Annotated in this window: 17 protein-coding genes; 13 read left to right on the forward strand and 4 right to left on the reverse strand. The window is 56.7% G+C overall.

The window, feature by feature from the left end; all coding sequences use genetic code 11:
• Positions 1-38: 38 nt before the first annotated feature.
• From AC3Y2E_RS19065 to AC3Y2E_RS19085, 5 genes are all read left to right on the forward strand, one after another.
• Positions 39-1,079: an alpha/beta hydrolase family protein gene (locus AC3Y2E_RS19065; protein WP_379213092.1), complete on the forward strand. Its 1,041-nt coding sequence runs from the start codon at positions 39-41 to the stop codon at positions 1,077-1,079.
• Positions 1,080-1,978: 899 nt separating this feature from the next.
• Complete coding sequence (locus AC3Y2E_RS19070; RefSeq protein ID WP_379213094.1) at positions 1,979-3,295, forward strand: ABC transporter substrate-binding protein; 1,317 nt, start codon at positions 1,979-1,981, stop codon at positions 3,293-3,295.
• A 76-nt stretch (positions 3,296-3,371) separates the two neighbouring features.
• On the forward strand, positions 3,372-4,919 hold the full coding sequence (locus tag AC3Y2E_RS19075) for a glycosyl hydrolase family 28-related protein (RefSeq protein ID WP_379213096.1): 1,548 nt from the start codon (positions 3,372-3,374) through the stop codon (positions 4,917-4,919).
• A 46-nt stretch (positions 4,920-4,965) separates the two neighbouring features.
• On the forward strand, positions 4,966-5,361 hold the full coding sequence (locus tag AC3Y2E_RS19080) for a putative phage tail protein (protein WP_332074437.1): 396 nt from the start codon (positions 4,966-4,968) through the stop codon (positions 5,359-5,361).
• A 318-nt stretch (positions 5,362-5,679) separates the two neighbouring features.
• Positions 5,680-6,654 carry an AraC family transcriptional regulator gene (locus AC3Y2E_RS19085; RefSeq protein ID WP_379213098.1) on the forward strand — a complete coding sequence of 325 codons (975 nt, stop codon included), beginning with the start codon at positions 5,680-5,682 and terminating at the stop codon, positions 6,652-6,654.
• A gap of 60 nt (positions 6,655-6,714) precedes the next feature.
• Here AC3Y2E_RS19085 and AC3Y2E_RS19090 read toward each other — a convergent pair whose 3' ends face one another.
• Together AC3Y2E_RS19090 and AC3Y2E_RS19095 are read right to left on the reverse strand one after the other, a co-directional pair.
• Complete coding sequence (locus AC3Y2E_RS19090) at positions 6,715-6,840, reverse strand: hypothetical protein (RefSeq protein ID WP_379213100.1); 126 nt, start codon at positions 6,838-6,840, stop codon at positions 6,715-6,717.
• Between the two features lie 9 nt (positions 6,841-6,849).
• A complete protein-coding gene (locus tag AC3Y2E_RS19095; protein WP_379213102.1) occupies positions 6,850-7,074 on the reverse strand; it encodes a hypothetical protein in 225 nt (74 codons plus the stop codon).
• Positions 7,075-7,234: 160 nt separating this feature from the next.
• Between AC3Y2E_RS19095 and pcp the strand changes: the two genes are divergently transcribed.
• A complete protein-coding gene (pcp, locus tag AC3Y2E_RS19100) occupies positions 7,235-8,080 on the forward strand; it encodes a pyroglutamyl-peptidase I (protein WP_379213104.1) in 846 nt (281 codons plus the stop codon).
• Positions 8,081-8,193: 113 nt separating this feature from the next.
• Positions 8,194-9,036 carry a helix-turn-helix domain-containing protein gene (locus AC3Y2E_RS19105; protein WP_379213106.1) on the forward strand — a complete coding sequence of 281 codons (843 nt, stop codon included), beginning with the start codon at positions 8,194-8,196 and terminating at the stop codon, positions 9,034-9,036.
• A gap of 205 nt (positions 9,037-9,241) precedes the next feature.
• Here the strand turns inward: AC3Y2E_RS19105 and AC3Y2E_RS19110 are convergent, their stop codons facing one another.
• A complete protein-coding gene (locus tag AC3Y2E_RS19110) occupies positions 9,242-9,784 on the reverse strand; it encodes a helix-turn-helix transcriptional regulator (protein ID WP_379213108.1) in 543 nt (180 codons plus the stop codon).
• 145 nt (positions 9,785-9,929) lie between these two features.
• Between AC3Y2E_RS19110 and AC3Y2E_RS19115 the strand changes: the two genes are divergently transcribed.
• The 6 genes from AC3Y2E_RS19115 to AC3Y2E_RS19140 all read left to right on the forward strand — a co-directional run bounded on the left by AC3Y2E_RS19115 (position 9,930) and on the right by AC3Y2E_RS19140 (position 16,766).
• Positions 9,930-10,376, forward strand: a complete 447-nt coding sequence (locus tag AC3Y2E_RS19115) for a hypothetical protein (RefSeq protein ID WP_332074443.1) — start codon at positions 9,930-9,932, stop codon at positions 10,374-10,376.
• 181 nt (positions 10,377-10,557) lie between these two features.
• The gene (locus AC3Y2E_RS19120) at positions 10,558-11,709 is read left to right on the forward strand and encodes a Gfo/Idh/MocA family protein (protein WP_190932457.1); all 1,152 of its coding nucleotides are present in this window, start codon (positions 10,558-10,560) and stop codon (positions 11,707-11,709) included.
• A 15-nt stretch (positions 11,710-11,724) separates the two neighbouring features.
• Entirely contained in the window at positions 11,725-12,891 is a 1,167-nt protein-coding gene (locus tag AC3Y2E_RS19125) for a dihydrodipicolinate synthase family protein (RefSeq protein ID WP_379213112.1), read from the forward strand.
• A gap of 53 nt (positions 12,892-12,944) precedes the next feature.
• Positions 12,945-13,766 (forward strand): sugar phosphate isomerase/epimerase family protein, encoded by an 822-nt coding sequence (locus tag AC3Y2E_RS19130; protein ID WP_190932459.1) that lies wholly within the window; start codon positions 12,945-12,947, stop codon positions 13,764-13,766.
• Positions 13,767-13,861: 95 nt separating this feature from the next.
• Positions 13,862-15,085: a Gfo/Idh/MocA family protein gene (locus tag AC3Y2E_RS19135; RefSeq protein WP_379213114.1), complete on the forward strand. Its 1,224-nt coding sequence runs from the start codon at positions 13,862-13,864 to the stop codon at positions 15,083-15,085.
• Positions 15,086-15,875: 790 nt separating this feature from the next.
• On the forward strand, positions 15,876-16,766 hold the full coding sequence (locus AC3Y2E_RS19140; protein ID WP_332074448.1) for a manganese catalase family protein: 891 nt from the start codon (positions 15,876-15,878) through the stop codon (positions 16,764-16,766).
• A 673-nt stretch (positions 16,767-17,439) separates the two neighbouring features.
• On the opposite strand, the gene AC3Y2E_RS19145 is transcribed toward AC3Y2E_RS19140, so the two are convergent.
• Positions 17,440-17,621 (reverse strand): AMP-binding enzyme (locus tag AC3Y2E_RS19145; RefSeq protein ID WP_483875099.1); only part of this gene is annotated, 182 nt, incomplete at its 5' end.

A 17,621-nucleotide genomic window follows, 5' to 3' on the forward strand; every position in this document is an offset into this window, starting at 1 on the left:
GGAACAATAATACGGTTCGGGAAGGAGCGTTTTGAGAGATGACTGAGAGCAATCTTCAAGCGGGGTACAGGCTGGAGCATTTAAACCGGGACGGCGTCCCGAAGCTGCTTGATTCCATAACCGACAAGACAGCGTGGGAAGCGAAAAGAGCGGCGCTTAAGGAGCGGTGGCTGGACCTGATCGGCGGGGTGCCGGCTTCGGTTCCTCTTCGTTACGACATCTTGTCCGAAACGGCCGAAGAGCGCCACGACCGGCTGCATCTGCGCTACGATACGGTTGACGGCGATACGGTGACGGCGTATCTGCTCGTGCCCAAAGGAGCGGCCGAGCCGGGAGCAGGCAAGCTGCCGGCCATGATGGCGCTGCATCCGACCGCGAACGAAGGCAAGGGCGACGTCGCCACTTCGCTGGGGAGGGACAACCGCCGGTACGGAGCCGAGCTCGCCGACCGCGGCTACGTGGTGCTGGCGCCCGACACGATTACGGCGGGCGAGCGGATCTACGAAGGAGCGCCGGCTTATCAGACGGCTCCGTTCTATGAGCAGAACCCGGCCTGGACGGCAGTCGGCAAAATGATCGCCGATCATCGGCAGGGGCTCGATCTGCTGGCCTCGCTGGACTACGTGGACAGCGGGCGGATCGGTGCAATCGGCCATTCGCTCGGCGGCTACAACGCCTTCTTCCTGGCCGGCGCCGACGAGCGGATTCGCGCGATTGTCTCCAGCTGCGGCTTCGCCACATTCACCGGCGACCCGAACCCGAACCGCTGGGGACGGCGCGACTGGTTCTCGCATATTCCAGCGATCACCGACTATATCGAACGGGGCGAAGTGCCGTTCGAGTGGCACGAGATCGTTGCGTTGGCGGCGCCGGTGCCGTTCTTTAACTGGAGCGGCCAGGCGGATACGATCTTCCCGCACTGGGAGCCGATCGCCGCGGCGATGCGCGACCTGCACGAGCTGTACGCGTGGCTCGGCGAGCCGGAGAAGATGCTGTCGCTCGACGGGACGAGCAAGCACGACTTCCCGGGCCCGATCCGCGCCGCCGCGTACGATTTTCTGGACCGCTGGCTGAAGTAAACGAGCGGGGCCGTCTCCAAAGTCGTTTTGCGATTTTTGTGCCCCGCTTAGAACCGATATTTCCTGAGAAAAAGGACCTCATCCTCCACGTTGCAGTGGAAATTGAGGTCCTTTCGTATGGAATTGGGGATGGATGTTCACCTGTCATGCGAACGCTTTTGGGGCAACCCCTTTGTTTAAATAGTTCGCACGAAGGACTTCCTTTGATTGGGCTGGGAGGGTGCCTCGGATTTCCCTTAGCGGAACTCCAACTTCCTCTAATCCAGCCGAAAGCCTACATAAGCGGATAAACCGGAAGAAAAACTTCCGTTATTTCCCCGAATGAAGACAGTTGGGGGCCGGATTGCCAAAATAACGGAAACGAAGTTTCCGCTAAGGACATCCAATTCGCCATTTGATCAGGAATAACGGAAGTAAAACTTCCGCAAGCGCGCTGAACCCCGGTTGGAAGCAAGTTTAACCTCCACCGAGAGATCTCCCAGATTGTGCGTTCAGCCTCCCGACTGGTAATATGTCTACCAACCTCCACTAGCCCGCCAGCACGACCGCTACGAACATATCTAAGCACCAGCCCTGCCAGCACAACCGCCAAGAACACTTCTACGCACCAACACAGCCAACGTTCGTTTCACGGACATGTCTACAGTCTGCTGGATAACATCAGCTCCACGCCTCACCCCCGCGCCGACATCCTGGCACCCGCCGGACCCGCCAATCTCTCCCGCCAATCCTCACGCCGGACCCGCCAACAACTCCAACCTTTCCCAGTAGCTTACAAATTGACAAGCGGCAAGCCAACATAATGATATTCATCCCGAGCGTCTGACAATTTATGATGAAAGGGTAGATCATTCGAAAACGTTTACACAATGGAGAAGCGGAAAAAGGAGAGGGTTGTTTTGAGTAAGAGGAGTTGTATGGCGATGCTGCTTGCCGGTGCGCTTGCGCTGAGCGGATGCGGCACGAATGCGCCAGGGGCGGGGGACGGAAGCGCAGCGGGTGGAACGGAGGAGAAGAAGCCTGCGGAGAAGCCGGCAGAGAAACCTCCCGAGCCGGTCACGTTGAAGTTTCACCAGCTTGGCGTTTATTTCACGCCGGAAGATTTTAAACTGCTGCTTGCCGATCCGGTTAAGAAAAAGTATCCCCATATTACGCTGGAGATGATCAATTACTCGAAAGACTTGGCCAATCTGCTGTCTACCGGGGAAACGGTCGATTTTCTCGTCACCTACAACGGCCAGTTAGCCCCTCACAAAGATCTTGACGTGCTTGAAGACATTACGCCGCTTGCCAAAAAGCACAATTTCGATCTGAGCCGCTTCGATCCCGGCGCCATCGACGCCTTAAAAACCGCATCCGACAAGGGAGAGCTGTATGCCCTGCCGTACGCGGTCAACCTGAACGCCCTGTACTACAACAAGGACATTTTCGACAAGTTCGGCGTTGCGTATCCGAAGGACGGCATGAGCTGGGACGAGGCGATCGATCTGGGAGCCAAGCTGACCCGGCGGGAGGGGGACGTGCAGTACAGAGGCATTGAGGTAGATAATTTGAACCGGCTGCTGTTCCCGTTATCGCTGAACGTCGTCGATGCGAACACCAATAAGGCGATGGCGGACAGCGACGCTTACAAAAAAGTGTTTGAGGTCGGCAAGCGGATGTTCTCTACCCCCGGCAACGAGTATTTGGCCGGTCTGAACAACCGGTTTATGAAAGACAAAAACGTTGCGATGGCCGGAACCGTAAACCTGTTTTTGAGCTTGAAGCAAACTCCCGACCTGAACTGGGACATCGCTCAATTCCCGAGCTACAAGGAACGGCCGAATCTGTACGGCATGTACGACCTCCACCTGCTCATTCCGATGAAGATGAGCAAGCATAAGGACGACGTGATGCGAGTCATGGAAGTCATGTTCTCCGACGAAGTCCAGACGACGATGGTTCGCAAGACGGCGAGAATCTCGACGCTCCAAGATCCGAAATATGTGGAGCAGTATGCCAAGGACATCCCCGAGCTTGCAGGCAAACGAATCGAGAGCATTTTCAAGAGCAAGCCGGCTCCCGCCCAGGCGTTCTCCAAACATTTCGTGAAGGCGTCCGCCTTGCTTAACACCGAATATGTCGAATATCTGAACAATAAAATCGATGTGAATACGGCGCTTCGCAATGCGGAAGAGAAGATCAATCAGATGATCAAATCGGAGAACAGCAAGTAAGCCCGGGCGGACGGCTCGCCGGCTCGCGCCTGGTCAAGCCGGGAAAGCCGAAATATAGACCGGAGGAGGTCTTTCGATGAATGCGATGCAAGGGATCAATGTCAAATGGTTTGGGGCGAAGGGCGACGGCGTAACGGACGATTCGGATACGATCAATGCGGTGCTGCAGCAATTTGCGAACGTGTATCTGCCTCCCGAGCATACGTACTGCATTACGAAGCCGATCATCGTTCCGGACGGCAGGGCGCTTTATTCCACCGGCAACGGAGCCACGATCAAGATGCAAACCGTCAATACGGCCGGAATCGAGGTGGGCCAGCAATCGAGCGTAGATACGCTTACGATTATTCCGGCGCTCGGGAATACATCGGAGGAGGCGTGCGGCGTCAAAATCCGATCCACCCCGACCTCCACGCGGGCCAGAATCCGCAATGTCAGCATAAAAGGCTCCGACTTTACTTCCAACGGCATTTATGCGAACGCCTTGCAGCATTACGTGGCATTTACGGTTATCGAGAATGTGTTCTGCGAAAGGCTGAAAAACGCAATTCGATTGGAAGCGACTCCTCCGGCCTATGTCAACGGTACGTTAATCAACAATATCATCATCCGTTCGACGATTCGCGGCTTTTATATCGGAAAAGGGTCGGAAGCGAATCTGGTGAACAATATTCAGTACAATGCGGGCCAGTCGGCAGTTGAGGCCATTCATGCCGAGACGAGCTACAACCAGTTCAACGGCTGGTTTTACGATCTCGGGGTGAACGGTTATTCCGATCAACTCGCCAGCTTTTCCGGCACGGCCGAAGGCAACATGATCCGTTCGGCAGCCGTCTACCAGTCGAATTGGAAAATTACCGATACGACGCCGACCAAAAACAACTATGTGCAGATGGACAACAGTCTCGTCCATGAGCAGATCGCGTTGTCCTCCTATATGCCGCATGCGTTCTTAACCTCGGCGGATCATAAGAAATGGGGCTACTGGTTTCGCTACAAACCGTACGAGGGAGAGCAGGACAACATCCTCGCCTACGCCGACAAAATCAACATAGTGACGAACGACGGCGTACCGTTGGACGGAGGAGAGCTGGGCAAAGCGTTTGACCCGTTTGGCTATTTGTCGACCGACAAGCCGCTCTGGAAGCCCGGCGCCAACCAGCGGGCGGTGGTGACGATCACGATCCGGGAGCCGGATACGACGGCGAAAAGGCTCGACTTCATGCAGGTCGTATTCAGCGCGGGAGCGGAGGCCAAGTCCATCAAGTTCGAATATTACGACCCGGCCGATTCGTCGTGGAAGCTGGCAATGGAAATCACGAACAACAACAAACGGTTCGCCTATTGGCACATGGACGTTCAGGGCGTACCCCGGGCGGCGATGCTCCGATTTACGCTGGGAGAACCGGCTGTACCGGCGACCGGGATCAAGGTCGAGCGTTTCGTGGCCCGCATGTTATGCTCCACCGGACTAACGTTCGTTCCCCGCGGCGGGGGCACGGTCGTCGGAGATATCGACTTTTACAGCTCCGCAGTCGGACCGGTTCTCACTACACCGGACGGGACGAAGAAGTACCGGCTATGGGTGAACAACGACGGCGAGCTTAAACATGATCTGATCTAAGTGCGATTGTTGTTGTTCCAGATGTACGAGAAGCGGAGGGAAAGCGATGGATCAGCTTCGGAAGGACCCTCATCAGACGAGCGGAGAATCGGCGGCGCCGGAACCAATGAGCAGAAGGAAAATGATCGCCAGCATCGGGCTGGCCGGAGTCGCGGCAGCCTCGGCAGCGTTGCTCGGCAGCGGTGTCATCCGGGCGGATACGCCGGTTCACGAGTCGGTATACGGAGTGCCGGGGAGCGGCTCGTGCGCGCTCAACATCGCCGAGCTCCGGACGATGAGCGGCGCCGTCTGCCGGACCGTTCACGTGCTCGGTTACTATGAGGCCAATGACGGCGGAGGCGGGCTGTTTTACTGGGACGGCGGTTCCACTGCTGCAGACAACGGAGGTACTGTCATCCAGCCGGCCGGGATCGCAACAGGCAGATGGCTGAGGAACATGTAAAAGTAGCAAGAGACGGGCAAGTCGCAAAGACAGAAGCAGTTGTAAACGTAAGAACTAGAAGGCTGCCGTACCTCTGCGAGGTAATGCGTTGGTGTGTTATAAGGGGAAGGATAAGGGGAGAAGGCTCCGCGCCGTCGGGGTCTTCTTTTTGTTGTTCAGGAAAGGCGGAAGCCCGGCCGGTTTCTGCGGGGATAACGGGGCTGCGGTGAAGGGAGCGCCCATAATCAGTTCCCAATTGACAACAATCGAAGCGAATGCGTATAGTAAGTGCGTATATACGTTAGTATAGAACTTGCGTGTTTGCGGGAGGAGGCTCTGATGCGCGGACTGGTAGAGTATCCTAAGGAATATGCCGAATTTCTGTATTACACCTCTTCCGAATTGGAGAGAGCGATCGGAGTCTGCCCGTCGAATGCCGGTCAGATGATAGCTAAGCCGAACTATCATGCGGGCCCCAAGATGGTTCGGTTTTTTATTATTCATTTTGTGATGGAAGGTCAAGCGGTCCAATGGGTGAACGGCAGACAAATCGTGCTGAACAAGGGGGATCTGTTCTGCCTGTTTCCGTACAAAATCGAGCAGCACAGCATCGTGCCGGACAATCCGCTGCTGCGGATGACCTGGCTCGGCTTGATCGGCGACGGCGTGCTGCCGCTGCTGTCTCATATCGGGATTACCGAAGACCGTCCTTACTTGCGGAAAGTATTTGTTCCGGGCCTGCTCGGCGTGCTCCAGCAGTTGCTGGATGACTTCCGGCATCTGCTGCCGGGCGGAAGCTGCTTTCGCTGGCTCGCCAAGCTGTACGAGCTGTTCGATCTGCTGGCGCTCGCCGCCCGCGAGCAGAAGGAGGAAGCGGAGAAAGGCTCGGTTAGCTGGATTCGCGAAAGCCAGAAGTTTATGAATACGTATTTTATGGAAAATATTACGGTTCAGGACGTGGCAGATTATGCGGGTGTTCACCGTTCTTATTTTTCGGCCGAGTTTTCGAAGCGGATCGGCATCCCGCCTGTCCAATATTTGCAGCGGCTGCGAATGGAGAAAGGGGCGCAGATGCTGGTTGAAACCGAGTTTCCCGTCACCGATATCGCGCTTTCGCTCGGCTATCCCGATCTGTACACGTTCACTCGCGCCTTCCGCAACTACTACAGCGTAACCCCAAGCAAATTCCGGACGAACCCCGACATCATCCTGGATCGGGAAACCGAGCCGGCGTGCCCGGCGGCAGCAAACCCGAACGAGGAAGAGGGCCCAAGCCCCAGGTTGAAGCCCGCCCCGGACAGCCACGGCGCGTGATGACGCGCACCGCATGAGAAGCCAGACGCAAGGCGCCCGTGACCGATCCGGCCGATACCGTTATTTCCGGCTTCCGTTAATCCAGGAGCCGCCTACTTCCCAGACGTAAATATCGCCGTAACCGGTTGTGCTTGATAACGTCTTGCCGATTTTGAACGACTTGTTCGTTTTCGAATCCGTCAGCAATATCGGGTACTACCAATCTCCGCTTTCCTTCCAGGTTCCGTAGCCTGCATCGTATTCGCTTGTCGAACTGTTCCAATTAAACGTAGAATCGGTAAAGGCAAACGTCCTGTCGCTGTTAATATCCAGGAAGCCGTCAGGCGATCCGGCGAACACCGTGGTCGTTCTTGTTTCTGCGGCGTAGTTATCCGTTGTGTAGGCTCCTCCTTTCACGAACAGCGAATAGGAGCCGATCAAGGACTGAACGGGACGCCCGGCTGCATGAGCCGATGACGGGCCCGCTGGGTTGCTGCGTGTGGTAGGAAGGTGTTGCGCATTGTGTGTGACCTCCATAGCTAGGATTAACGTTCTCCCGTCAGCTTACCATCCCGGAACTTACACTTTTCTTACACGGAAATTGCCGCTTCGGCCAGCAGCTCTTGCGCAGCCGCTCGACATTCAGGTTGCAGGCGATCATAATAAGATACGGCTGGAGGCCGATGTAACGCACCTATTAGATGTAAAGGAGGAAAGCGACGGAGCGGATAAGGACGGAGGCGAACCGTGCAAAAAGACCGTGCTGCTTACGGACTGCCGGGCGATCCGGACAATCCGGACAATCTCCGTTGCACCTAAAATGAAAAAAATACTGGTAACCGGATTTGTGCCTTTTCTTCATTATCCAATCAATCCTACCGAGCAGTTGGCACAACGAATAGACGGCGAGCGGATCGGCGAGTATGAGGTGATCTCGGCGGTGCTGCCTGTCGAATTTGCTTCGTCGGCGGCGGCTTTGCTGCGCAAATACGAGGAGGTTTCGCCGGATGCGGTCATTTCCTTGGGGCTTGCGGCAGGCCGGGACCGGATTACGCCGGAGCGGATCGCAATCAATTGCAGCGACGGGGATGCGGACAATTCCGGGGTCGTCTGCCGGGATCAGACCATTGCGGAGGACGGTCCGGCCGCTTATTTCACGACATTGCCGTATCGGGCGATGATCAATCGTTTGCTCGAGCACGGCATTCCTGCCCAAATCTCGAATTCGGCGGGAACGTATTTGTGCAACAACGTTATGTATCAGATGCTGCATCGTTTGCATCAGGAGAACAGGCAGGATCAGGTGCGATCCGGCTTTATCCATATCCCTGCCTCGCATGAGCTGGCGCTCTTGATGAAGAGAAGCGTTCCGAGCTTCGCGCTGGAGACGCTGCACAAGGCGCTTCGGCTGATGATTCTGGAGCTGTCGGCACAAAGCCGAGAGTAGTTTGGCTAAGGCAACATTCCAATGATCCATTAAAGCGAGAATCCTTGTAAACCGCATTCCATCCGCGATAAAATGAGATTATGCAAGTTCGTTCTATTCCCGGAGGTTGCGCCATGACGATCAAATGGATCGATTTGTCCCCGAATCAAATCGACATTTACGAGCAAAAGCATATGGGTGGTCATCTCGTAACCGAGCATCATCATCAGATCCACCAGATCTTGTTTGTGCTTGAGGGCGAAGGGAAGATCAGGCTGGAAGGGGAAACGTACGAGCTGGGGGGCGACGATACCGCCGTGCTGCTGCCGTATTCGGCGCATTCCGTCATGTCGGATTCCAGGCTGACGCTGCTTGTGCTGGCTTTTGAGCAGTCCGCGCTCGATCCGGAAATCGCCGGGGGGCTGCTTCACGCTTATTTTCAAACTTCGGTATTGATGAAACCGAGCGCGTTCACCGGAAGCGAGCTGCGCCAATTGCTGCGCAAAATGCTGTTCGAGCAGTCGAAGTCGCCTTCGCCGCTTACCCGCCTTTCTCTGAAAGTCCATCTGTCGCAGCTGCTGCTTGCGCTCGCCCGCTCGCAGGAGGCGCCGGCATCTCCGGCCGGGTCCAGCTCCAACTGGCTCCGTGCCGAGAAAATACGCAGCTACATCGATATGCACTATTACGAGCCGCTGACCGCCGCCGATCTGGCCGGCAAGCTCGGTATCAGCACGCGCTATGTCAACAATATTTTCAAGGAACGCTACGAGATGACTCCGATTCAATATTTGACGGAGGTCCGGATCGGACTCGCCCAGAAGCTGCTGGCGGATACCGGCAAGGACATCATCTCGATCTGCTTCGAGGTCGGCTACGATTCCGTTTCTACCTTTTACCGGACGTTCAAAGCGGTTGCCGGCATGTCGCCGAAGAAGTATAGAGAAATCGGCAAGCCGGAGGAAACGGATTGGAGCTGAGGCTGTACCGAGCGGCGCGAACGCAGGGGAGGGCGGCGGTACACGACGCGGCGGCTTTTTGCGGAATGGGCGGATGATCCTGGCGGCAACTTATGGTGTGTGAAATGGGGGAGTATGTAAAAGCGGAGAGCGGAGTAGCAAGCCGCGGTGTTGTTCCGGCTCGTCCCTACTCCGTTCTCCGGGTTACGCAGGACATAGGCTCTTGTTAGGTCGTCGGCCTGTCGGCCGTTCCCATCCCGCCATAGATCGAGGAAATCGTTTCCTTCAGCCAGTCGATATCGCATTGCAGCAGGGCGATCCGGTGCCGTACCGACAGATCGACCCCGCTTCCGTGTCCGTGAAAAGGAACGGAGGTGAACGTCCGCAGCATTCGGGTCGTCTTCGCAAGTCTTTCCTCCAGCAGCTTTACGGCCTCTTCTGGAGGCAGATGATCGATGAACATCAGACCGATATCCCCCGACGGAGTGATGTTCTCGAAGCTTCCCAGCGTCGTTCGCAGCAATTCCTCAAACCGTGCTTCGCCTGCTTTCGTGATCGAATAGATCTGTCTGGGCGGCCGGTTCCCCTCTTGCTCCACACTTACATCCACGAAGCCGGATTGGTCGAGTCTTTTTAAGATTGCATAGGCGGTCGCTTTCTTCATATCGGAAACCTGTCCCAGGTTGCGTTCGATAAATTCGTTAATCTGATAGCCATGCTGGCTTTGTGCCATCAATAAACCGAGTACGAGCAGTTCGCGTTCGTCCATGCCGAATCCTCCTTATCCCCTACCATTATAGTCACACTTGACTAGAAGATCAAAAGCTGATAACCTACTCATGTCCAATTAATCACGCGTGACTATATAAGCGGCAATAAGCAAGTTGCGGATTTTCCAAAGGAGGAGTACGGAAATGTACGGTTTTATGCTGTTTATTCATCTTACCGGTCTATCGATTTGGCTCGGCTCGCTTGTCGCTGTCGCGATTTTGCTGACGGCTATGAAGAAGATGCTTCCTTCCGCCGACGTTAGCGGCATCGTCCGGAAGACGGTTCGCACCTTTAATCTGCTGACGCATCCGAGCGCCTTTCTTGTGCTGATTTCCGGCGTATTCATGATTCTGGAGATGGGACTCGGCTCGGACAAGCCGTTTTGGCTTATCTATATGGAGCGGGGCGGCGGGATGATTGTGTTGTTGTTTATCATCGTCATCTCGATCATGGGCAGACGTCTGATGAAACGCATCGCGGGCGGGGACGTCCAGGCCGCCTCCTCTTCGATCTCGTCTTACGTGACGGGGCTTTCCTTGAGTACGGTGCTGGTGTTGTCCGTCGTGTTTGTGGTTAGCGGCAAGTTTTGAGTAAAATACGTTTAAGTCCAGCAACCGCTTTAGCGCTAGCGCCGAAAATGTTCGGCGCTTTTTCTTTTTTCGACCAATCTGCATTTTGGTTCCGAATGTGAGAATTCGTTTCCCTTAGTCGTAAGATTAAGCGCTCTCCCGGCGTATACAATGGCAGTATAAACCGAAGGGAGACATGAACATGAGCGTACGTAAAATCGGAATTATTATGAACGGCGTTACCGGACGGATGGGCACGAACCAGCATCTGATCCGTTCCATACTCGCGATCCGCAGCCAAGGGGGAGTCAAGCTGCCCGATGGAAGCGTCATCATGCCGGACCCGATTCTGGTCGGAAGACAAGAGAATAAGCTGAGAGCGCTTGCAGAGGCGCATGGAGTGGAACGGTGGAGCACCGATCTGGAGTCTTGCCTGGCCGATCCTTACAACGAGATTTATTTTGACAGCCAGACGACGGTCCGCCGCGCCGAGAGCATTAAGCAGGCGATAGCCGCCGGCAAACATATTTATTGCGAGAAGCCGACTGCAGTCGATCTGGACGGATCGATGGAGCTTGCCCGGATCGCCCGCGAAGCCGGAGTGAAAAACGGCGTCGTGCAAGACAAGCTGTTCCTGCCGGGGATGCTGAAGCTGAAGCGGCTGATCGATTCCGGCTTTTTTGGGCAAATTCTGTCCGTCCGGATGGAGTTCGGCTATTGGGTATTCGAGGGAGACTGGCAGCCGGGTCAGCGTCCTTCGTGGAACTACCGCAAGGAAGACGGCGGCGGCATTATCGTCGACATGTTCGCTCACTGGCGTTATGTGCTCGACAATTTGTTCGGAGAGGTGAAGGCGGTATCGTGTCTCGCTGCGACTCACGTGACGAAACGTCTGGATGAGCAGGGCAATCCGTACGAGTGCACGGCGGACGATTCGGCTTACGCTACGTTCGAACTTGAAGGCGGCATCATCGTCCAGGCGAACTCCTCGTGGACGGTGCGCGTAGACCGCGACGATCTGCTGACGGTGACGGTAGACGGTACGGAAGGCAGCGCGGTAGCGGGTCTTCGCGATTGCAAGACGCAGCATCGCGTCAACACGCCGAAGCCGGTATGGAACCCGGATATTCCGAATCCGTTTGAATTCCGCGACCAATGGGTGCAAGTGCCGGACAACCAGACGTTTGACAATGCGTTTAAAGTGCAATGGGAGATGTTCCTGAAGCATATCGTGATCGACACGCCGTTCCCTTGGGATCTGCTGGAAGGGGCCAAAGGCACGCAGCTGGCGGACCTGGGTCTGGAATCGTGGCGCGAGCGCCGCTGGATCGATGTGCCGAAGCTGAGCTTGTAGAAGGAGGAAGGACCGATGGCGAAAACGATTCGTCTCCCCCGCGCGGGGGGAGCTTTATATGACTATACGACAGGCAAATCGGCCGGATTCGACGTCCCGGCAAGTCCGTTCACGGGACGGGTCGCTTTCTCGGCGGCTCACGTCGTCTGCGATCCGTTCGCGGATGCCGATCCGTTGAATAACGCCCAGATCGACTGGAACGCCACGCTTGGCTACCGTCACCATCTATGGTCGCTCGGTCTCGCCGTCGCGGAAGCGATGGATACGGCCCAGCGGGGAATGGGACTCGACTGGCTCCGGGCCAAGGAACTAATCCGCCGTTCGATCGCGGAGGCCCGCACGGTAGGCGGCCGGATCGCTTGCGGAGCCGGTACCGACCATCTGGCGCCCGGTCCGAAGGTGACGCTGGAAGACGTGGAAGCGGCTTACGAGGAGCAGGTAGGCTTCGTCGAAGGCGAAGGCGGGCAAGTCATCCTGATGGCCAGCCGCGCTTTGGCGGCCTGCGCCAGCGGTCCCGACGATTACGAGCGCGTATACGGCCGGATTCTGCGTCAGGTGAAGCAGCCGGTCATCCTTCACTGGCTCGGCGATATGTTCGATCCGGCTCTGGCCGGGTACTGGGGCTACCGGGACGATCTCGACGCGGCGATGGACGTCTGCCTGCGGGTTATCCGGGCGAATGCCGACAAGGTGGACGGCATCAAAATATCGCTGCTGGATGCGGAGAAAGAAATCCGCATGCGCCGCATGCTGCCGGAAAGCGTGAAGATGTATACCGGCGACGACTTCAACTATCCCGAGCTGATCCGCGGCGACGATCAGGGCTACAGCCATGCGCTGCTCGGCATTTTCGACGCGATTGCGCCAGCCGCCGCCGCTGCGCTTCATGCGCTGGATAGAGGCGACCTGGACCGGTATGAAGCGATTATGGCGCCTACCGTTCCGTTGTCGCGGCATATTTTCCAGAAACCGACGTATGCCTACAAGACGGGGATTGTGTTTATGGCATACTTGAACGGACGCCAGAACCACTTCCGGATGATCGGCGGAGCCGAAGGGGCGCGTTCGATCGTCCATCTGGCCGATCTGTTCGTGCTGGCGGATCAGGCGGGACTGCTGGCCGATCCGGAGATGGCCGTAGACCGGATGAACGCGGCGCTCGCGCTGGCCGGTATCCGCTAAACCGGGCCGGGCCGACGCGGAAGGACATCACATAACCGGGAGGGAACGCTGCTGTGGAACGTTTACAAAATATAGATCGACTGAGTCTGAATCAAATCACGACCGACCGGCTGAATATGCGCGAAGCCGTCGAATGCTGCGTACGCGCCGAGGTGCCGTGGATCGCCCTGTGGCGGCATAAGGTCGCCGAAGCGGGCGTTGCCGAGAGCAGGCGGCTGGTGAAAGACGCCGGACTTCGTGTCTCCAGCCTGTGCCGCGGCGGTTATTTCCCGGCGGCGACGGCTGCCGAGCGGGCCGCCCGGATGGACGACAACCGCCGCGCCGTCGAGGAAGCGGCCGAGCTCGGCACCGACGTGCTGGTGCTCGTCTGCGGCCCTGCGCCGGACCGGGATATCGACTATGCGCGCAAGACGGTCGCCGAGTCGATCGCCGAGCTCGTGCCGTTCGCCCGTTCGCACGGCGTCAAGCTGGGCATCGAGCCGCTGCACCCGATGTATGCGGCGGAGCGTTCGGTCATCAATACGCTGGCGCAGGCGAACTCGCTTGCCGAGCGGTTCAATAAGCAGGACGTCGGCGTCGTTATCGATGCGTTTCACGTCTGGTGGGACCCGGAGCTGTATGCCCAGATCGAGAGGGCGAGAGGCCGGATTCTCGGCTATCACGTCTCCGACTGGATCGTGCCGGTGCCGGATCTGCTGATGGGCCGGGGGATGATGGGAGACGGCGTGATTGAGCTGCGCCGGATGCGCAAAGCAGTGGAAGCGGCCGGTTATGATGGCCCGATCGAGGTAGAGATTTTCAATCGCCAGGTGTGGGATATGGACGGCGACGAAGCTCTTGCCCTTATTAAAGAACGTTACCTGGAGCACGTGTAGCAGCCGCTGCACGTGCCTTATTATCCGCTGGACCGGGAACTGGCGCGCAAGCCGTTGCCGGTTCCGGCATCGATCCGGCAGGGGAGGGAAACGATATGAACAACTATCGGGCCGCTATCGTCGGGATCGGCGGATTCGGCTCCTATCATGTCAAGACTATGCTGGGGTTAGCCGGAGAAGGGCTCCTGGACATCGTCGCTTTCGCCGAGCTGAATATCGGGGCGTACCGAGAGACGTATGATGCGCTGACGGCGTCCGGTGCGAAGCATTACACCGATTACGAGGAGATGCTGGGCGCACACCCGGAAGCGGACTTCGTCGTCATCGCCACGCCGATCGCCGCGCATAAGCCGATGTGCATCCGTGCGCTTCGCTCCGGTTTTCATGTCATCGTAGAGAAGCCGCCTGCCGTAACGGTTCAAGACATCGACGAGATGATCGCCGCGCAGCGGGAGAGCGGCCGGCTTTGTCAGGTGAATTTCCAGAATACGTCGGGCACGGCGTTCCGTCAGCTGCTGGATAGGCTGAACGCCGGAGCGATCGGCCGGATCACCGATGTGACCGGCGTCGGCATGTGGAAAAGGCAGCGCTCCTATTACGAGCGCACCCGCTGGGCCGGCAAGCTGGTATGCGACGGGCAGTTCGTGCTCGACGGGACGATCAATAACCCGTTCGCGCATCTGATGCACAATTGCCTGCTGGCCGCCGGCAGTGGCGATGCCGCCGCTTCCGCTCCCGACTGGGTGCAGGCGGAGCTGTACCATGCGAACGAGATCGAGGGCGACGACGTATCGTGCGTCCGGATCGGAACCGCCCGCGGCGTGAACGTCCATTTTTATGCGATGCTTTGCCATGAACGCAACGACGCTCCTTCGATCTCGATTCAGGGGACGGAAGGCGAGGCGCTGTGGCATTACGATAACCGGCTCGAGATCCGGAGCGCCGGGAAGCCGGAGTATACGTTCCAGGGCGAGTCGGAAAATCTGATGCGGAACATGTATCTTAACTTGTTCCGGGTGCTGGATGGTTCGGGCGAATCATTGTACTCGCCGCTCGAAGCATGCCGCAGCTTCGTCGCCGTGTCCAACGGAGCCCACGAGTCGTCCTGGGCGATCCGCCCGATCGGAGAGCCGTACCGGATCGAACGCGAGGAAGGGCAGACGACCGTCCGTCTCGTGCCCGGCTTATCCGAGCAGATCCGGGACGCAGCCGAGCAGCGGAAGCTGTTCTCGGAATATCCGTTTCCGTGGGCGACCTCGACGAGTCCGTTCCGGATGGAGGGATACACCCGATTTGAGCTGCCCCGGGGTATGGCGTAGCTTAGCGTTAGCATTAGCGTTATGTACGGCTAGTGGGCATAAGGCTTAGGGATTCAATTGGAAAGGACCTCAACTTCCACAGTAAGTGGGGGCTGAGGTCCTTTTTCTGCCCTGCGTCAAGCGGGGAAAGGACCCAATAGGAGCGGTTTGTACCCTCTATTTTGTCCGAAAACCGGCTTGGACACGGAATAAGAACGGTTTGAAGCTGCTAAAATCCGCGAAAAGGCTGCACCCCCTATCAGCCGGCTGAAATAAGGGGTACAAACCGAGGCTGTCGATTCATTGTGTAGAAGTGTTAGCAGGGCGTTCCAAGTGAAAAGTTACCTTCTTCTGCTCAAACAGGTTGTCCGGAATCCCTTGATTGAATAAGGATTGTAAGGTAGGGTCCAGACAAAACTCGCCAGAAGGTAATCTTTTCCCTTTCCACTTGGTTGTCCACAATGAATCGACAGCCTCACAAACCGCCTTTATTCGTCTCACTCACCCCCATATGCCGAAAATAGAGGGTGCCGGAGACTCTTATAGTGGTATAGAGATCGTACGTATTCTCATTAGGCGAAGCTGGATACGTTCTGCTCGTAAAGAAAGAGGGGTGCAGACCGCACTGGAAGTCGATTTGTTGCTCCAAAACCTCATCAACGAGCGGCCGGAGCCCGGTAAACCCCTTCCTTCCTCGCACAAACATATGGATTCGCAGGAGGAAAGCGGCATTTGTTTATGACATCGGGGAATGGGGTCAACCTGCCGCCGCATATATATGAGGCAACTAACAGTGGGCAGGGAGGATGTCATGTTTAAACGAATCAAAAAGCTGCCTATCGCTTTGCCGGTACTTGAGCAAGGCGACGCCAATGCGGCCGCGGCGGTTCAGGAGCTGCTGGGCGGCAAGTTCGGCGAAATGTCGACCTTAAACAACTATATGTTTCAATCGAACAATTTCCGTCAGAAGCAAAAGCTGAAGCCGTTTTACGATCTGGTGGCGAGCATTACGGCTGAGGAATTCGGCCATGTGGAGCTTGTGACCAATACGGTCAATTTGCTGCTGCGGGGGATTACCCATCCCGGGCCGCCGGATTCGACTCCGCTGGGGCCGGGTCTGAACGTGCGGAATACGCAGCATTTTATCGTAAACGCCCAGACGGCACTTGCGGTCGATTCAATGGGGAAGGCGTGGAACGGCGATTACGTGTTCAACAGCGGCAATCTCGTGCTTGATCTGCACCACAACTTTTTTCTCGAGGTCGGCGCCCGCACTCACAAAATGCGTGTGTACCAGATGACGGACCATCCCGTTGCCCGGGAGATGATCGGCTACCTGCTTGTACGCGGAGGAACGCACATACTGGCCTATGCGCGGGCGCTGGAGATGGCCACAGGGGTCGATCTGACGAAGATGCTGCCGATCCCCGATCTGGACAACACCAAGTTTGATTACGCGCGCAAATTCGAGGAGCAGGGACTGGGCAACGTGCTGTACACCTGGAGCGAGACGGATTACCGCGATATTGGCCTCATCTGGAAAGGCAACAATCCGGGCAGCGGAGAACCGCTGAAGGTCGTCATCGGCACGCCGGAAGGCGCCCCGATCCCGGAGCTGGACGATTTGCCGGAAGAGTTTGCCCCAGGTATAACGAAAGATCACTACGAGCAAATTTTGAAGCGGCTGCTGTCCAAAGTGTAACGGGGAATGCAAGCGGAGTCATAGGTTTGGGTAGTGGGCGGATAGCCGGCGGCGCTCGGAAAGGCTGCCCATTTCCCAATTCGCAGCCATCCTCCCTTCGTGGGTGATAGCGGAAATTCCATTTCCTTTATTCTTGAAAACCAGTGCCGGTAACCGCGGTAACGGAAACATCATTTCCGCTATTTGTACCATTTGCGGGCAATACGGACCGATTCGGCTGAATAACGGAACTCTTATTTCCGCTAACCAGCCATTTTACCCCGCCGATCCAAAATAACGGAAATGAAAGTTCCGCGAGCGACCGGACAAGGGCTTTACAACCTTACAACCTTGCAACCACTCTTCCCAACACAGATCACTTGCGCCACCACGCAACATTCCAGCTGGAGCAGCAAACTGCCGCTCCCCGGCACGAGAAGTGCGAAAGTACTCCGCAAAAGCATAAGCTAGCTTCTATACCAAAACTATCCCGCGATAAATGCCCCTCTACGTAAGCGGCAGCTTCTCTTCATTCAGAACGTCCCGGTCGCTTCCATGCCGCACCGAGCGTAACGTAACCATTCTGGCGCAAATAAAAACTGCCGCTAATCTGCGGACCGAATCTCAGATCGTACCTGGATTCGACCGCGATTAGCGGCAGTTTGTTTGTTATTGCATCTAATTTTCGCTCGCCTTAATCTTCGATCGTCGACAAGTCGCCGGTCGGCAGGCCAAGCTCCCATGCCTTAAGCACGCGGCGCATGATCTTGCCGCTGCGCGTCTTCGGCAGCTTATCCTTAAACTCGATTTCGCGAGGCGCGGCGTGGGCGGACAGCCCGACCTTGACGAACTGCGAAATCTCCGCCTTCAGCTCGT

The organism is Paenibacillus sp. MAH-35, assembly GCF_058135425.1.